The organism is Nostoc sp. FACHB-133 (assembly GCF_014698055.1).
In the GTDB taxonomy this organism is placed as follows: Bacteria; Cyanobacteriota; Cyanobacteriia; order Cyanobacteriales; family Nostocaceae; genus Nostoc.
The window spans coordinates 1-17,619 of the sequence record NZ_JACJSH010000019.1; the positions used below are offsets into that span (position 1 = coordinate 1).

Annotated in this window: 11 protein-coding genes; 5 read left to right on the top strand and 6 right to left on the bottom strand. The window is 40.2% G+C overall.

The window, feature by feature from the left end:
* Positions 1 to 716 precede the first annotated feature (716 nt).
* The gene (locus H6G86_RS16760) at positions 717 to 2,018 is read left to right on the top strand and encodes a hypothetical protein (protein WP_190935261.1); all 1,302 of its coding nucleotides are present in this window, start codon (positions 717 to 719) and stop codon (positions 2,016 to 2,018) included.
* A 76-nt stretch (positions 2,019 to 2,094) separates the two neighbouring features.
* On the opposite strand, the gene H6G86_RS16765 is transcribed toward H6G86_RS16760, so the two are convergent.
* Positions 2,095 to 2,916, bottom strand: a complete 822-nt coding sequence (locus H6G86_RS16765; protein WP_190935262.1) for a sulfurtransferase — start codon at positions 2,914 to 2,916, stop codon at positions 2,095 to 2,097.
* A gap of 26 nt (positions 2,917 to 2,942) precedes the next feature.
* On the opposite strand from H6G86_RS16765, the gene H6G86_RS16770 reads away from it, so the two are divergent.
* The 4 genes from H6G86_RS16770 (at position 2,943) to H6G86_RS16785 (ending at position 7,879) form a co-directional block, all read left to right on the top strand.
* Positions 2,943 to 3,866 (top strand): tRNA (5-methylaminomethyl-2-thiouridine)(34)-methyltransferase MnmD, encoded by a 924-nt coding sequence (locus tag H6G86_RS16770; protein WP_190935263.1) that lies wholly within the window; start codon positions 2,943 to 2,945, stop codon positions 3,864 to 3,866.
* Between the two features lie 716 nt (positions 3,867 to 4,582).
* Positions 4,583 to 5,812, top strand: coding sequence for an HD domain-containing phosphohydrolase (locus H6G86_RS16775; protein WP_190935264.1), 1,230 nt, complete (start codon positions 4,583 to 4,585; stop codon positions 5,810 to 5,812).
* 153 nt (positions 5,813 to 5,965) lie between these two features.
* Positions 5,966 to 7,345: a bifunctional UDP-N-acetylglucosamine diphosphorylase/glucosamine-1-phosphate N-acetyltransferase GlmU gene (glmU, locus tag H6G86_RS16780; protein ID WP_190935265.1), complete on the top strand. Its 1,380-nt coding sequence runs from the start codon at positions 5,966 to 5,968 to the stop codon at positions 7,343 to 7,345.
* Positions 7,346 to 7,456: 111 nt separating this feature from the next.
* The gene (locus H6G86_RS16785) at positions 7,457 to 7,879 is read left to right on the top strand and encodes a DUF29 family protein (RefSeq protein ID WP_190935266.1); all 423 of its coding nucleotides are present in this window, start codon (positions 7,457 to 7,459) and stop codon (positions 7,877 to 7,879) included.
* Here H6G86_RS16785 and H6G86_RS16790 read toward each other — a convergent pair.
* The 5 genes from H6G86_RS16790 to H6G86_RS16810 all read right to left on the bottom strand — a co-directional run bounded on the left by H6G86_RS16790 (position 7,870) and on the right by H6G86_RS16810 (position 16,940).
* Positions 7,870 to 8,823: an isoaspartyl peptidase/L-asparaginase gene (locus tag H6G86_RS16790; RefSeq protein WP_190935267.1), complete on the bottom strand. Its 954-nt coding sequence runs from the start codon at positions 8,821 to 8,823 to the stop codon at positions 7,870 to 7,872. The genes H6G86_RS16785 and H6G86_RS16790 overlap by 10 nt on opposite strands.
* Positions 8,823 to 9,017 (bottom strand): DUF2256 domain-containing protein, encoded by a 195-nt coding sequence (locus H6G86_RS16795; RefSeq protein ID WP_012407669.1) that lies wholly within the window; start codon positions 9,015 to 9,017, stop codon positions 8,823 to 8,825. The genes H6G86_RS16790 and H6G86_RS16795 overlap by 1 nt, the downstream gene beginning before the upstream one ends.
* Before the next feature lie 235 nt (positions 9,018 to 9,252).
* A complete protein-coding gene (locus H6G86_RS16800) occupies positions 9,253 to 12,309 on the bottom strand; it encodes an AAA family ATPase (RefSeq protein ID WP_190935268.1) in 3,057 nt (1,018 codons plus the stop codon).
* Between the two features lie 30 nt (positions 12,310 to 12,339).
* Entirely contained in the window at positions 12,340 to 15,087 is a 2,748-nt protein-coding gene (locus H6G86_RS16805; RefSeq protein WP_190935269.1) for a tubulin-like doman-containing protein, read from the bottom strand.
* A gap of 20 nt (positions 15,088 to 15,107) precedes the next feature.
* Complete coding sequence (locus H6G86_RS16810) at positions 15,108 to 16,940, bottom strand: vWA domain-containing protein (RefSeq protein ID WP_190935270.1); 1,833 nt, start codon at positions 16,938 to 16,940, stop codon at positions 15,108 to 15,110.
* Positions 16,941 to 17,619: the final 679 nt, after the last annotated feature.

A 17,619-nucleotide genomic window follows, 5' to 3' on the forward strand; every position in this document is an offset into this window, starting at 1 on the left:
CAGAGAAGGGAAAATATAGTACACAGCGTATAAGATTTAACTCCAATTCTTCTGCTTAATTTTTTGTTACATACTTATAAATTTTTCCCACGGCTTACTTACCCTATTTGGCAAAGGTAGTACTATAACTCCCCATAAACCAATCACCAATAGTGGAAATGATTTATAAAACATAGTTTGATGATGTGTGAGCTTCAAATAATACCAAAAAACTTAAATATTCAAACTGCTGATAATTGTTATAACGATTTATTTATTAAAATTATCTTTATTTTTAGTCTAAGTCTAAATTTAATAGACAAAAATGAACCATTTGTTTAGTTTATTTAAGTTTTTATCCTTAAGCTGACATTATATACAATAAAGCCTGCTACAAATTTCCAAGTTAGTACTTGATATCAATAATAAAATGAGAAATATCTTACATGTTATCGATTCTAATCAGATCAATTACAGGGACAAGAAGTTGTTAGGGATGTGTTGTGAAGTAACTCTAGGACGATATTTCACTAAAGTTGAGCAGAATTAATTGTACCGAATAATGTTAAATTTTTTTGCAAATCTGAGATGATTCGAAAATCAGCAATATCAGTTTGTAGTTTCAGTATATACTTACAAGGTTAAGATAAATGCACTCAATTGCATCTTCTGAGTCGGAACTTCTGATACAGCTTGTGGGTCTACATTGGCCAAATGCGATCAACGCAATCTAACAGATGCGACTCAAAAACTGGAAGAATTTGTTTTTTTGTATCTTGTTAGCGTCCAGTGGGGGAAGCTGGTGTTGCATTAGAGTAGATGCGGCAGAATCTGCAAATACAGAGATTTGGCGTTCTAAAAATTTAGCAAGCACACAGGTAACTGATCAGCTATGTCAGAAGTTGCAGCAGGGAGTAATTAACTCTTTATGCCAGCAGTCGAGTGAGTCGCAAACTTTAGACTCCCAGATACCGTTAAATCTGGCACAGCAAACACCCGAAACTACACAAACAGATCAAGATCCAACCGAAGAATTTAGGAATACTCAAAAGCAAAATGACCCGCCACCGCTAGAATCGCAGCCAAGTGTTTTGCCTACATCTCCTTCAGATTCAAAAGAGGAACTATTAAATACACCTGATATAAATTATTCCCAAAGGCTAGAGAGGCTAATAGAGCTTCTACGATCGCCAAAATCATCTCCTGAGTCTGATAGCGATCGCGAATTGGGGTTACGCATACGGTTACGACCCCTAGAATTGCCTCCTCTTCCACCGATAGAACAACCCGTACCTAAGTTTAAACCCATAGGTTATCTACAGGGCCGTGTCGGTTACTTCCAAACGACTAATATTTTCTCCTCAGATGATAATCCTATTGAAGATGGTTTAATTATTTCTGGACTGACGCTAACCTCTGCATATTTACCTTTGGGATCTAGGACTTTTTTAAACGGCTCAATAGATGGCAATCTCATTCGTTATATAAATCAGTCACAATACCATTACAACCAGCTAAGATTCAATCTCAGTGTTTACCAGCAGCTATCCCAGCGAATGTATGGAGAACTCAGTTGGAGCAATCAACAGCTATTTTATGCTAATAGCAGCGATCGCCTGGATAGCTTCAAAGCAGGCGATCGCTTTTTAAATGAGAATTCCCTACAACTATCTTTGGGACGGCGAGATCCATTAACTCCAAAATTAACGCTAGACACCTTGTATGAATTAAGTGTAAATTTTGCTGACCCCCAAAGTCGCGATCGGATAATCAATTCGTTTTGGGTGTCTCTGAACTACTACTTGCAAGAACCTCTCCAGGTTGGCATTGACTACCAGGTGAACTTCTCAGACTTTACACAGCGCGATCGAGAAGACCAATTCCATCGGATATTTGGGCACTTAAATTACCGAATATCCGATACCACATACATGAATGTACAGGCTGGAATGAGTTTAGGTAGTTCAACCGCCGAAAACATTGATTTTGATGGCTGGTTCTTCACCATTAATTACAATTTGCAATTAGGTCGGTTTTGAAATTAGTCCTTTGTCCTTTGTCCTTTGTGCCTTGTCAAAAAACAATGACTAATGACTAATGACCAATGACCAATGACTATAAATAAGAAATCCAATCACTCCAGCTACCAGCATAAAGTTTACCTTTGTTAATGCCAGCTAATTCTAAAGAAAGTAAATTTACGCAAGCAGTAACACCAGAACCGCAATAAACCAAGATTTCTTCGGCTTTTTCTAGCTGTTCCCACCGACGGCGTTGTTCCTCTTGAGGGAGTAGGTAGCCGGAAGAGTCTGTAACTTCTTGCCAAGGATAGTTGACTGCACCAGGAATATGTCCGGCAATTTTATCAATTGGCTCTCGTTCACCTCGATAGCGATCGCTTTCTCTCGAATCTACCAATACTACCTCTTGGCTATCTTTCCGGGTTTTCACCACATTAATATCCACCACTTTTTCTGGTTGCACTTGAGCTACAAACGTACCAATCTGAGGTTGAGGAACGACATCCGTAACTGGATAACCAGCTTTTTGCCATCCAGTAAAGCCTCCATCTAGTACCGCAACTTGCTCATGTCCGAGATAGCGCAACAGCCACCATAAACGAGATGCAAAAGCAAAACGCGAATCATCATAAGCTACCACCAGAGTTTTTTGGTAATTTACCCCAATTGCGGCAAATTTGTTAGCGATATCATTGGGTTCAGGTAAAGGATGTCTCCCGCCATGCTTACCCACTTGACTGGAAAGATCCTGATTTAAATCTAGGTAATATGACCCTTTAATATGGCTTGTTTGGTACTGTTGTTGTCCTAGTTGTGGATCGGCTAAAGAAAAGCGACAATCAACAATAACAACTTGCGGATCTTCTAGATGTTCAAATAGCCAAGCTGGTGAAACAACAAATTGGTTATTGGGCATTGGTCATTATTCAGTTTTTTTGTAAGATGTCAGACTTAGAAAATTTTACACCTAAGCTCACAGCAGATGGTTCTTTCACCTTTGTCTCTGAAGAGTTTGGTGAATCCTTTCATAGCCATTATGGAGCGAAGCAGGAGAGTTTTTTCAAGTTTGTGGAACCTACTCAACTGGCTACAGTTGCTCAAAAACCAGTTTTGCGACTATTGGATATTTGTTATGGTCTAGGATACAACACAGCTGCTGCTTTGCAGACAATTTGGGCAGTGAATCCCAGTTGTTTTGTTGAAGTAATCGGTTTAGAACTGAATCCGGCAGTGCCACAAGCTGCGATCGCTCATCACTTGTTCGACAATTGGCACTGTAGCTATATTGAAATCTTGTCCCAGCTAGCTTTTGAGCATCAAGTGCAAACAGATCGCCTGAAAGCAAAGGTACTAATTGGTGATGCTAGAACTACGATCGCGCTAGTACATCAGTCGGATTTCTCGGCAGATGCAATTTTCCTCGATCCCTTTTCACCACCACAGTGTCCCCAATTATGGACTGTTGAATTTATTAAACAACTCTCATTGTGTCTACATCAAGGTGGTTTATTAGCCACCTATTCTTGTTCTGCTGCTGTACGCACAGCACTTTTGTCAGCTGGTTTAGCGATCGCTTCTACCCCACCGGTGGGCAGGCGATCGCCTGGTACTGTAGCAGCCCATTCTGCAAGTGGTGAGTCTCAAAACCGCTCAATATTTACTCCCCTCTCGCAAGTTGAAAAAGAACACTTACTAACCCGTGCTGCTATTCCCTATCGCGATCCTGGATTGAGCGATTCAACCGAAGTCATAATGATGCGGCGACAACAAGAGCAACAAGCTTCTTCACTCGAACCTACCTCACGTTGGCAAAAAAGGTGGCTATTGGGAACACAAGGCAGGGATTTTATGGGAAGTAATTTGTAGTTGCGATATTTACGATAGTTACGCCTACGCAATTACAAACTATTTCTTCAACCCTTAATTTTTCAAACATCCTCAAAGGTCGACTTTATCCAAAATTAAGAATTCGGTTTTCTTTATCCAACAAAAACCTTGGCTTTTTGGCAAATACTTTTTCCGCATCATAAATTATCGATTAACTTAAAAATTAAAACGACAGTCTGACAGAGGTTTCAACGATAGCGTTCGTGCAACTACTCCGAAGAAGTATTGCATTGCGAAAAAAATGGATAAAAGTCGAGCTTAGAGCCAAATAAATTTAATTTATGATAGTATACAATTTTACACTTTTTTCAGCAGTCTTTGAGTATTGCAATAACTGAGTAAGTAAAAATATGTATACTTAATCATTACTATAAGACTTCTAACTAAAAACTCTCAAATTTGATATAAAGTAACCAAATACAGTACTTTTTGGCGCTATTTTGTTTAAAAAATATCCGTGAAAAGCCTGATTTAACAATTGTGAAAATTTATCATACTGGAATTAGAAGCAAAAAATTTGACAATAAGACATTCATTGTTCATAAGATAAAATATACATGCTGCGAAAAAGTTCAGATAGGCAGCTTGAAATAATGCATAATCCCTATGAAAACTCTAGCTCAGATACATTCAGATATTAAATTTATTTTTCAAATCTGACACTGTTAACTTGTGCAAAAACTTGGAGTGCCTTTGTGATTCAATGGAAATCCAACCATACAGGCTTTACAGAACAAATTGTTAGTGAGTCAAACCCCATTAGCACAGTAAAGAGTATTGGTTCAAATCATGTTGTAGGATCGCAGAATAATGTGGAGGCTTATTCTTTAGGCTTATCTCAGGAAGACCTTATGCTTAAAAATAGCCAAGCAGTATCTTCTTGGATAAAATCTGATATTAATTGTGGTGATGATTCATTGGTCTCTAGAACACTACAAGTCAAAGGTTCTAAAGTGAATGGGTTTGATTTAGATCCGCCGAAGGTTTTAGTAGTTGACGATCATGCCGCCAGTCGGATGACTGCTGTTGCCCTCTTGGGAATGGAAGGATACGAAGTCATTGAGGCAGACAGAGGTTCTACTGTTGTAGGATTGGTAACTCAAAAACAACCAGATTTGATTTTGCTGGATGTGATGATGCCAGGAATGGATGGATTTGAAGTTTGCCAATTGCTGAAACAGGATGAGCAAACTAGGCTAATCCCAGTGATTTTTATTACAGCATTAAATGACAGGCGATCGCGCATTCGGGGAATTGAAGTTGGGGCAGATGATTTTCTCACCAAACCTTTTGATCGTGTAGAGTTGGCTGCACGTGTGAAATCCTTGGTACGGCAGAAGCGTCTGAACGAAGATTTAGACCATGCCGAACAAGTATTATTTTCCATTGCTATGTCGATTGAAAGCCGCGATCCTAATACAGGCAACCATTGTGAACGCCTGGTAAAACTAGGACAACTTTTTGGTGAATACCTCAACCTCTCACGCTACCAAATTCGAGATTTGATGTGGGGTGGTTATCTCCACGATATTGGTAAGGTCGGTATTCCCGATGCTGTGCTGCTGAAAAAAGAACAACTCACCGCCAAAGATTGGGAGATCATGAAGCAGCACGTTTTGATTGGAGAAAAAATCTGCCAGCCACTACGCAGTATGCGGGGTGTAATTCCTATTATTCGTCATCACCACGAACGCTGGAATGGTTCAGGCTACCCTGATGCACTCAAGGGGGATGATATTCCCTATCTGGCACAAGTATTTCAATTAATTGATATTTATGATGCTTTAAGTAGTGAACGACCTTACAAAATAGCCTATACCACAGAAGAAGCACTTTCAGTGATGCTAGAAGAAGCTAATTCTGGTTGGCGTAATCCCAAACTAATGCAGCAATTTGCACAGTTTATTCGATGCTGTCAGGCATAGGGGTATTTGTAGCTACCCTAATGAGCAAAAATTGGTATAATTCTGACTCATTGTATATTTCAGTCTTCTATGATTAGCTTGGTATGATTTGAGCCTATATCTTAAAGTACCAACAGCATTAATCATAATTTCACTGATAGCTGATAGCTAATTATGGTAGTTGTAGCAATTCTAGCGGCGGGACGCGGCACACGGATGAAATCACGTTTACCCAAGGTTTTACATTCTTTGGGTGGGCGATCGCTAGTCGAGAGAGTTATCGAAAGTGTAGAAGCACTTTCGCCCTCACGACGAATCGTAATTGTCGGGTATCAGTCCGAAGAAGTGCAAACCGCCATGCATTCAATTCTCAACTTGGAGTTTGTTGAACAGACTGTACAACTGGGAACCGGTCATGCCATCCAGCAATTACTTCCACACTTGGAAGATTACACAGGGGATTTGCTGATACTTAACGGCGATTTACCGTTGATACGCAGTGAAACTCTCCAGCAGATGTTACAAACTCACGCCCAAAATCAGAATGCTGCCACCATTCTTACCTCGTACCTACCAGACCCCACGGGCTACGGGCGAGTTTTTTGTAACGATGAAAATATTGTGCAGCTTATGGTCGAACACAAAGATTGTACTGCTGCTCAAAGACAAAATCAGCGGATTAACGCTGGAGTTTACTGCTTCCGTTGGCCAGATTTGGCAAAGGTACTTCCCCACCTTCAGGCAAACAATGCCCAAAAAGAATACTATCTCACTGATGCCGTCACTCAGGTGGGACAAGTGATGGCGGTGAATGTGGAAGATAACCAAGAAATTCTCGGCATTAACGATCGCCTGCAACTGGCAACAGCCTACGAGATTTTGCAAAAACGAGTCAAGGAAAAATGGATGCTAGCAGGTGTCACCCTCATCGACCCTACAAGCATCACCATTGATGAAACAGTGGAATTACAGCCCGATGTAATTATTGAACCCCAAACTCATCTGCGGGGAAATACGGTAATTAAAACAGGAAGTCATATTGGGCCAGGAAGTTTAATTGAAAATAGCCAGTTGGCTGAAAACGTCACGGTGCAGTATTCAGTAGTAATAGATAGCACTGTGCAGGCGGGAAGCCGAATTGGCCCTTATACTCATTTGCGCGGTCACGTACAAGTTGGTGCTGATTGCCGTGTGGGGAATTTTGTGGAATTAAAAAATACCCAATTAGGCGATCGCACGAATGCAGCACATTTATCATATATAGGTGATACCGTTGTCGGCAATCAGGTGAATATTGGTGCCGGTACAATTACTGCCAATTATGACGGCGTGAAGAAACACCGTACCAAAATAGGCGATCGCACGAAAACTGGAGCCAATAGCGTTTTAGTTGCTCCAATCACCTTGGGAGATGATGTTTACATTGCAGCTGGTTCTACCGTTACAGAAGATGTGCCTAATAATTCTCTAGTGATTGCCCGTAGTCGTCAGGTGGTGAAACCAGCTTGGCAAAGGAAAAGTGTTGAAAATGAAACCACAGATCAACATAAATAATTCATTGATATTAATCGCGGTTGATCTATGGTTTGAGAGCATAAACCAGGATTTTTGCAAGATGTCTAATCTAGCTAGATTAATAGTGAAGCCAAAATCTCAAAAAATAACATGGAAGAACTGCTAGAACTTAGGCAATTTCTAGAACAAGGCAAAATCCATGAGGCGTTGCTGTTGGTGGATGAGTTAGAAGAAATGAGCCTCAGTGACAAAATCAATAAAATTGATAGTTATGGTGTAATTCTGCTCATCCATTTAATTAAACAAAAGGCTGAAAAACGTTCGACTCGCTCTTGGGATGTTTCGATAGAAAATACAGTGCGTGAAATCAACAAAATAAACAAGCGCCGCAAATCCGGTGGTTATTACTTGAATCAGACAGAATTAATGGATATTCTGCAACAAGGATATCAAGTGGCACTGAAAAGAGCGGCGCTAGAAGCTTTTGAGGGGCGTTATGAAGCCCAAGAATTGGCTGCAATGGTTGACCAGAAAGAAATCTTAACTCAGGCGCTAGAATTTATTCAACAATAGCCAATCAATTCAATATCATTCCATTCCAAAGTATCGCCAATTTTTTCGCCGTCGTGGTAGGCGGCGAGTAAAATTTCGCTAGTTTTACCCCAAGCGATCGCTCCACTGACATCTAAAGCGATCGCTCCTAAATCTCGTTTGTTCTGGTGTGCTTCTCCAAAGGAACGCTGCATAGCCTCCTTCAGGGACATCCCATCAGTGACACGTACTACAATCCGGGGAGCTAAACACTCATCGATGATATCTTCCCCAATGCCAGTACAGCTAACACCAGCATTATTAGTAGCATAATTACCTGCTGGCATCGCAGAATCACTTACTCTTCCAATCCGCTCAAATCCCTTACCACCAGTAGAAGTGCCAGCAGCTAGCCTACCAGATGCATCTAAAGCTACTACGCCGATGGTTCCGCGTCCAGCATTGCTGGTTTCAAGCAGTTCGGGTTCTGCTACCACGCCAGCCATTGTGCTTTTAAAATTATCCTGGCGCTCTTGCATCCACTCTTGTAACCGCAAATCAGTTAAAGCGTTATAGCTGGGAAGTTGCATTTCTCGCGCCAACTCAGCCGATCCGAAATCTGATAGCACTCGGTCTGGCGAGTTTTGTAAAAATTGTGCTAACTCAATGGGATTTTTCACCCGCGAAATATTAATTACACCACTAAACCGCCCTAATGCCCCATCCATTAGGGAAGCACTCATACGGATTTGACCATCAGATTGTAATACTGAACCAGTACCAGCATTAAAGCGGGGGTTATCTTCGAGCATTTGGCAACCCTGCACCACCGCCTCAGAAGCAGTTGCTCCTGACAATAGCAGAGAATAGACTTCTTCTATTACTGTATGGAGCGATCGGCGCACGGCCTCTAATCCGCCTTTACCGTGGAGAGAACTACCAGCTCCCCCATGAATAATTAATTTAGGTTGCACCTGTAACTCCATTAATCCCCTGCGCTATTTGCGTCTGTGTTGCGATTAGTTTCATTTTGAGCTTCAGAACGGCGACGACGACAACGTTCTGAGCAGTATTTCACATCGTCCCAGCAATCTTGCCATTTTTTACGCCATGTGAAAGGACGTTGACATACCGGACAGATTTTTGTAGGTAGGTCAGATTTAGAACGAACACGTCCCATATAAATGCTGTGTATATGAGAATTTGATTTCTAAGAGAGATGGAAGATAATTATAACCAGTTTGCTATGAAGGGAGAATACTTTCGGAGAATAAATGTGTTGTCAATCTGTCTTTAGACTTATTTTGACCTCTCTTTTTAGGAGAGAGGTTTTGAATCTTACTCTTCTTCCCTCTTAGGGAAGTGGTTAGGTCTATATGAAATTTCCAGAGAAGTAAAAGGTGGCAATTTAATGCCTAATTCAGAGGGTTATACGCTGAGAGGAGATGATCTAAAAGCTTATCTTCGTAATTATTTAAATATGAAGCAGATATTTCTAATTCCTGTAATTTATGGTATATAAAATCACGTTCAAATGTTTCGATACGTTCTTCTAAGTCTCCATAGATTTCCTGAAAGGTAAACTCAGTTGCTAAAGCTGAGGTAATTTGTTCTCGGTTTTTACCAATTGACCGACCGTTGAATTGATAATCACCTTGAGAATCCTGGGATAGTAGCCCAAGAGCGATCGCTAACAGCAGGGTTTGATAAGCTAGTTTTAATTCCCTACCAGAACCAATTTCCTCTGGGATTAAATCGGGAATGTTTTCGTCTAACTCGATTTGTTCGCTCAGAGTCCGTTCATAGCAGTCTCGATAAAACTCAATTTGACTGAGAAAATAAGCCGGAAAACCCAACGAACGGGTCAAAACACACAACCGTCGCTCATCTTCAGCTACCAAGGCGGTTAAAGTGCGACTAAATCGACTGTAAAGCGCAAACATTTGTTCTTTATCTTTTGCTCCCACCCAGAGGGTAATCTCTCTTTGAGAAGTTGGGTTTAAATTAGTGTCAATATCCTGAATTCGCAGCAACAAATTAGCGCTATTATAAAGTTGATTCAAACGCAAATTTGCAGTGTTTGCGGCTATTAAATCGGATTGTTTTAATACTTCCCCAATAGACAAATTGCTCAATTGCTTAAACTGTTGGTGAGCATAGCTGATCAGTTGGTTTTTAAATTCTTCAGCAGTAATTTTCCATGACTGAGAGCGACTAATTTGCTCCTGAGTGAATGTCTCAGTTGTTAGTGTAGTCAGGAAATTTTGGTAATAAGCATCAGTATCAGCATCGGTGAGTACTGTGAGTCTAATTTCTGAGAACTTCGTCGTAGCTTGATCGCGTTGAGAAACTAACTCATTATATATTTCAGACAAGTTAGTAAGAGTTTGCCTGAGATTTTCCGCCTTTTGTTTAGCTGTTTTGATCAGATAATTTAATGCTTCGACACGAAGATTTTGAGCGTATAAATCATACTCTAACTTTAATTTTTCATTATAGCTGCGGCGTAATTCTACAATAGTTATTTTAACGGTACTTTCTAGTCGTTTAATTTGTTTCTGTGCCTTTTCAATTCGACCGCGAATGTTAGTACTGTACTTGAGCCAAACCATCCCTAAGTAAGTCAGAATTGTTATAGCAGTCCAAAGCAAATAATTAACTAAGTTAGCCCAAAAATTTTTCAATAACAACCATAGTGTTGATTGACTGAAAATTCCAGTCATAATCAGCAAGCCTAATAAAGCAGTGGCAACAAAAATAGGATAAATGACCAGATACTGAGAGCGAAATTGGTTTTCTTCTGCTAGCAGTTCATTTAGTTGATCTGTGGCTGTTTCAAGTTGATTTTCAGTGAGAGTTAGTAGATTTTGAGATGAAACGATCGCAGCTTCGGCTTGTTCACGGGCGTGAGCGATCGCTATAGAACGAATTTGTCGAGCTTGTTCGATTTCGGCATTTAACGCTTGGCGATACTCAGCAATAGCCGTTTCTAGCTGTTTATGAGTTGTTTTTATCTCTTGCTGTTGTTCTTCAGAGTTTCTTTCAGCTAAAACATCTTGTAATTGTTGCTGCCGTAATTTTAAGGATAGAACTTGGTTGAGCAACTTTTGAGTGGCTTCTTGATCAATTGTTACTTGCAATCTTGAGTCGAGAAACGCTTCAGCTGCACGCAGTTCTGTAACCAGATTCTCGGATTGATCGCCAATGGCATCCGTTTGCAGTTCCAAATAAAAAAAGGTCAATATGTTTAATAGCCTAACTCCTTCATGCAAGCCTCTAGGTGTAGCATCAGCATAGATATTAATGCTGCGGTCTAAGAAGGCAGTTAGTGTTGCCTGTAATTGTTTGCAACAATTTTCCAGCGATCGCTTATAAGCAAGTAGCTCTTTATTTTCAAATTGCCGATAAGCACGCTGCAATTCCATTCCATATTCCCGCGCCATCCCAGCACGCATCTCAATGCGCGGATTAAAATCTTGCCAAACTGGTTTGCCGTTATCTCGTTCTAATTGCAGAAAAGCATTGCTGAAATCTTCGCTGAGGACAAATCCTTTGGCATCTAACAGGCATTTGCGGCTTGCCTCTGGAGTGAATTCTGCCTTTGGTAAAAACTGCTCCATGACGATATCGGCAGCTAAGGCAGCACTCAAACGGTTAATAGTCGTTTCTCCTGGAAAAAATAGTTCTCCATAGCCAAATGCGCTATATGCAGGTATTTTCCCCCTGACTTTTTGTGCGCCAATCAATAAGCCACTGGTTTCCGGTTCGATGGTCAGAAAACCTGCCAAAGCATCAGCATAGCTAGGTAAATTATCCTTCAGTCCCCCAATCTGCTCATCCATCAGCCAGCAGTTATCAAAAGGTGGTACTTTTTGAGCGCCTGTAATCACAACGCCACTTGTCATTTTGTAATCTAACTCTTTCAGGAACGTGTAAGCAGCACCGTAATCAGCAGTTGTGGCTTGGGTAAATAACCCTGGTAGTAGTAATAAAGCTTCTAAGCTGTAAGGAATATCTGTAAAGTACTTAGAAAATAGCCAACGAATCAAGCGTACTATGTCAAAAACTACTCCCATAGCAAATTGATTGCTAACTGAAAGCATGAGATATATTCGATGGGTGCTGCTGATTTCCACGCCTTGGCGTTTTGCAGCGATCGCTTCTTTTGATTGACTAGCCGTTTTCAATAATTCAATCAGTGCAGTTTGGATCTCGCCAGTCGCTTCGGTGAACTGGGTGCGGATTTTGGAGACATAAGCTTGTTTACTATGAGTTTGAGCCAGATCAAAACTCATATCAGCAAACTTATCTAACTCACTACTAAAACCAAAAGCTTGACCATCCCAAGTTAAGGTATGAGTTTGAATTAAACAGGTTTGCTCGGCTGGAAATTCTTGCAGTTGCCGTTTAATAGCTGCACAAAAAGCGGCACTGTGAGGATCGAGTGCAAGTAAAATAGTTGGTTTTGGCATGGGAACACTCTCAGAGTGCAAAATATGGGGCTAAATAATCACATCTAAATCTTCCAGGTAGGCTTCAATTTCCTGGATTTCCATTTCTACCTGTTCTTGAATCTGGGCATCAACCTTGCCTCCCTTTAAAACCTGATTGAGGTGATTGATGTAGTTTTGCAACGTAGATTTGGCTTTGTCTTGGTCTTCGTGGGTAATCCGCTCAACTTTGTCAGCAATTTCCTTAACTAGAGGCAAGTTATTTTTAAAAGCTTTAAATGCTGACTTGCGATCGCCTCCCAAAAGCAAAACTCCACCTTCTAATCTTTTTGCTTGTTCTGTGGAAACAAAATATTTTTTACTCTGATTGACAACCAATTTATACGGATCAGGTGCCAGGGCTAATGCAAACCAACGCAATGCCCCACCGTCGTCTTCTGGAGGAATTAAATTAGCTAAGTTTGTCCAATTGCGATGTAAGTGTTTGAAGACTTTATTCGGATCTAGGTAAGCTGACTCTAGTTCCCTCATGCCGTTGAAGGCAAATAAGGGAACACCGACTTCCACTCGAAACAGCATGACCTTATGAGGTTCACCTGTCGGTACGAAAGAAGGATTATTACTTCCTTTAGGCAAGCGACTAGAAAGAGGTGGATCGCTAAAAATTGTGTTGTTGCTCTCTACTCCGTAGTAATAAAATTCTGTAATTAAGTGCTGCTGTTGAATGGGAATTTCCGATACTTCATACTGCCAGAGAGGAACTGCAAGTTTGCCAAGTTGTTGCAAATCTTGTCCCGCATCTTCGGGATTACTATCTGCTAAAACCTGCTCAACAGTCATGCTGGTGAGAGGGTAATAAGCTTCATTTACAAATTTTAGAATTTCGTTCTTGACATCTTCAGCTTTTTTCTCAGACCAATTCGTTAAAGTTTGAGACTGTTCTCGATGCCAACGGATAAAATCTTCGCCAGTAACTTTGGGGCGTTTCGATTGCAGATTGATGCGCTGAATGGTGTGAATAAAAGGATTATCATTACTTCCTTGACGGCTGACCTCGTGATAACTCTGTTCTAAATCTCGATAAACTTTATCTAAGTTGCTGTGTAGACGCTGACACTTTTCCTGGATTTCTTCTACCTTAGCCCGCAACACACCATAAAGTTCAGCCGCCTTATCACACCGCTTCCAATGTAAATAAGTCTTCCACTTTTGGTCAGCCCGTTCTTTATATCTTTGGCAAGTGGCTTGAATAGTATTTTTATTTGAGAACCAAGTTTCTGCGGCTTCTTTAATCTTTTCTTCTTGTGGTTCTAATTTCAAAGTATTGAAACTGGATTTCGCCTCTTGCGACTTGCGCTGGACGCTCTGCTGTAATTCATCTAGCTTTTGGGAAAGTTGGGTTAAAAATTCCAAAACATAAGCTAGTCCATTAGGACGGTTGAGACTCCGCTCCCAGAAAGTTGCGATCGCAGCAGTTGCAGTCTGCTCTAAGCGATAAAAACTCAGTCCTAGTTCTTGAGCCGTCCGTTGCTCAAATTGATCTAGCTGCCGTTTGTAGAGTTCTTTGATTGTCGGCAAAGCTGTGCGATCGTAACGCATTTCGCCAATTCGGAATTCGGGTTTCATTTGCCCGCCGCGATCGCTTTCAGTCAACGCATTCAGAACAGTAGTTGCATCTGCTAACTTGCAATCTTCTAAAAACCGGGTGATTTCGCTTTCTAAATCGATTGTTGCGGTAGATGCCATCAACTCATTCTTTAACAAGTTTTGAGCATCCTCTAATTTCATCCGCTCGTATTGCTGTACTGGTAGAGTCAGAGTAGCAAAGCCAAAACTACAGTAATTTATATTGCGTCCTCGAACTTTTTCACCAGTTGCTAGATAAGCGCGAATGTTATCAGCAACGTTAGCAGCGTCTAAACCGATTTGAGAACCAATCTGGATATACAAGCCATCTGCAACTAAATTTTGCAAATCGTCTGGACGACCGACTACAGTTCCATTTTTGTTAACCCCATCAATTAAAAATACAGCATCAAAGGGAGGGCGATCGGCTTTGATTTTTCTGATGCCATAATCAATTTCAATGCTATTAGACGGTGACAATCCCCAAAAGTGTTCGATTTCCTTGAGAGCGCCATAGGCATTAGACTTCACCAAGTGAGTTTGGGGAATATTGGCAAACACTCTCGGTAAAACAAATACCCCCGTAATATTAGAAAAATTATTGAGATGTTCTCGTGTTAAAAAAGCCGTATCCAAAAATGTGCCACTGCCCGTCCCACCAGCCAAACTGCCAACAATAAAAACTTCGACACCATCCCGACTGGAAACTTGAAAGTTATCTGAAAATGCTTGTTTACTGGTGCGAATTTCGCGGACAGCATTGATTGCTTGAGCGATTAAAGCGTCAATATCACCTACTTTCGCAAATAAGGCGAGCCGTCCCCGTGCCCGAATCTGTCCAGCGCCACTGATTAAGCTGGCTGCGGAAATGTCTCTAGGCCACCATTCAGCGATGTGGTCGTTACGTGTTAGCGGTAGGGGATTTGCGACAGAAATTGCATAAAGTTCATTAGGTTCTAAGACAACCTTAGTGCCATCAGGTGATTTTTCTCGTTCTTGGATATTTTCGGTAGTATCAATAGAAATAAAACGAATAACTTCTGGAACTGAGCCGTAAACATCTATAAATCGCTTTTTAAGTTTGAGTACAACTTCATAACCCGTTCCTCCTAGCCCGATAACAACGGTAGGACGAAAAACAACCGTGGGACGCACAACCGTGGGACTTAACATTCACTTTCCTGTGATATTATTCAAAAGTTTGTCTGCCCACTGCTTGTCTCAGAGGGTCTTTGACGTTCAATCCAGTTAAATTGCAACTTAACGTTGCCAATCTCGATGATGTCCTCGTTGAAGAGTTCATCTGTATTTATATTTTTAGTATTGACAAAAATTACACCTTTCAAACACCGCAAATCTATATTCTTTTTGCCTAACCGCCAAACTGTGACTAACTCGGCATCAGAATTTGTCGGAGCAATAGCTGGTATCAAATCACTCAGGCATACTCTACCCTTGTGTAGATCAGTGAGACTAATCTCTTCGTCTTCCGATGATTGTGGCAGTGGTTCTAGCACTACCAACGCTCCTTCTAAGCGTTTACGGTTGCGGAAATCTTCGACTAATTCCAAGGGGGTTTTGCGTTGAATCAAACAAACTACTATCAGGGTAATTAAAAACACCAACAGCAGTAAGAGCAACCAAATAACTATTTTTCGCCATAGTGGCATCAAAATATACAGATGAGCTTCTGTACTGACAGTATTAACGATAGAGTTATCTGGGGTTAGGACTAAGGTAAAAGTGCGATCACCTGCAAAACTACTATCAGTAACCTGCAACTGCACAGGAATTTTAGTTTCTCCTGGTTGTAAGGATATGGCTGCTGAAGGTTCTGCCATAGAAACGTCTTTGGAATTGCCTTGCAGTTGTAAGCTAGCTGTTCCAGATATATTGCTGCGAAGTACCAAAGTTTGGGTTTCAGTGGTTTTCCCTGCTTCTATTGAGCCAAAATCTATCTTTTTAGGTTGTATTTGCAGTTGTGACTTAATGCTTATAGGTAGGTCAACTTTAATTGGTGCGATCGCTTGATCTGCACTTATCAACACCAAGCGTAAGCTATTCGCGCCCCCCTTTGCCTCCGGTGGTATCTGTAAACGCACGGGAATGACTGTTGCTTGATTAGCAGCTAAGTCGATGGTGCGATCAGGGGGAATTAAGCGAATACCGCTTTGTTTAGGGTCTTCTAGTTGCAAACTTACCTTACCATTGACATTACTGATGCTATTAATATTGAGTGGTTCAGTAGTTGTCCCAGGTAATACTGCCTGCAAATTGGTAGTGAGTAAATTGACATCAAGCTTAGGTGTAATTAGTACTGGTCGGATATTTTGAGCCAGTTGGTTCAACTGAATTCCTCCAGGATCTCGTAATACCCGTCCCTTCCCACAAAGCGCTGGATTGTTAGCAAAGTCATTCAGTTGCTTTTCGTGTTCTTTTAATCCTAAAGACACAAAAAATATATAGGGTTTGCATTGTTGCTCACGCAAAAATTGGGTATTACTAGGAATAAGAACAGGATTAGGAATACCACGCACATCTTCTAATCCATCTGTCAGGAATACTATGCTGACAGTCCGACCAAGAGCATTAGCACTTTGGTTTAATAAAGCAGAATGTTGCAGCGCTTTTTGCACAGCCTTACCTGTATGAGTCCGCACACCCTCAGCCTGAAGTGAACTAATTATTTGCTTGAGTTTACCTCTGTCTGGATTACTGGTAATCTTTATATCATTTGCATTTAAAGTTACATCTTTGTCAAAAGTATAGATAGTAACGGTATCGCCTAATCTGGCCGTGTTGACAAATTCAGTAATAGAATTCTTGACTGGTTCAAAAATATTTTTTGTTCCACCTACACCACGCATTGAAGCAGAAGTATCTACTACTAAAATCCAGTCAATTCCACCTTTAAGATTAGTCTGAGCAGATGCACTATACAAGTTAGAAAATGATATAAAAGCTAAAGCAATAATGTTTTGGATTGAATTAAATTTAAACCAATATTTGAAGTATCTAAAAGTCATTTATAAATTTCTCCAAGCATATAAATTTCATGTTTTTATTTTTGAAATTGGTAGATTAAGAGTTTATTTCCAATCAGATTAATGCCTGCTATTGTATTATTTTTGCACCATAAATTTACTTCTTTTGGCAGTAAAGTTATAACCGATAAACTCACTGTTATTATTTGGTTTGCTAATTTCATCTTATTACCTAAATAAATCTAGACTTACCTGCTATTTTCATACCAAAATCGATGCAAATTTTAAGAAATTATGTAAATTTTAAAATTAGACATGCTCTCGCAAGAAATTATTTTTGTTTAATTCTTAGTGCTAAATTTGAAATCTGATGGTAATATTTAATCCATATATTTCGACTTTTTTTTACCAAGCTTTTCTACTAAAACTTCAATCTACTGCACCACAAGCCTTAAAAGATTGCTGTCCGCACTCTCCCAAAGATTAACTGTTGGTCAACCAACGCTAAGGATAATTGTTAATTCTTATTTAAATACCATTAATAGCCATATTTTATAGGCGACTTTGCCAATTATTGGCTGGCTATTTATTTTTTATCAGCGTTTTATCAAGTTACATATTAACTAGCTTTTTCATAAATGTCACGTTTTTCTAAATATATTAAAATTATTAATAACTCCAAATTCAACTATTGATAAGTTCAGTAAATATATACAAAATA

Bases quoted from the DNA above. Each gene is read 5' to 3' on its own strand.
- H6G86_RS16785 (WP_190935266.1), top strand. From the start codon at position 7,457: ATGGAAGAACTGCTAGAACTTAGGCAATTTCTAGAACAAGGCAAAATC.
- H6G86_RS16765 (WP_190935262.1), bottom strand. From the start codon at position 2,916: ATGCCCAATAACCAATTTGTTGTTTCACCAGCTTGGCTATTTGAACAT.
- H6G86_RS16760 (WP_190935261.1), top strand. From the start codon at position 717: ATGCGACTCAAAAACTGGAAGAATTTGTTTTTTTGTATCTTGTTAGCG.
- glmU (WP_190935265.1), top strand. From the start codon at position 5,966: ATGGTAGTTGTAGCAATTCTAGCGGCGGGACGCGGCACACGGATGAAA.
- H6G86_RS16795 (WP_012407669.1), bottom strand. From the start codon at position 9,017: ATGGGACGTGTTCGTTCTAAATCTGACCTACCTACAAAAATCTGTCCG.
- H6G86_RS16790 (WP_190935267.1), bottom strand. From the start codon at position 8,823: ATGGAGTTACAGGTGCAACCTAAATTAATTATTCATGGGGGAGCTGGT.
- H6G86_RS16805 (WP_190935269.1), bottom strand. From the start codon at position 15,087: ATGTTAAGTCCCACGGTTGTGCGTCCCACGGTTGTTTTTCGTCCTACC.
- H6G86_RS16800 (WP_190935268.1), bottom strand. From the start codon at position 12,309: ATGCCAAAACCAACTATTTTACTTGCACTCGATCCTCACAGTGCCGCT.
- H6G86_RS16770 (WP_190935263.1), top strand. From the start codon at position 2,943: ATGTCAGACTTAGAAAATTTTACACCTAAGCTCACAGCAGATGGTTCT.
- H6G86_RS16810 (WP_190935270.1), bottom strand. From the start codon at position 16,940: ATGACTTTTAGATACTTCAAATATTGGTTTAAATTTAATTCAATCCAA.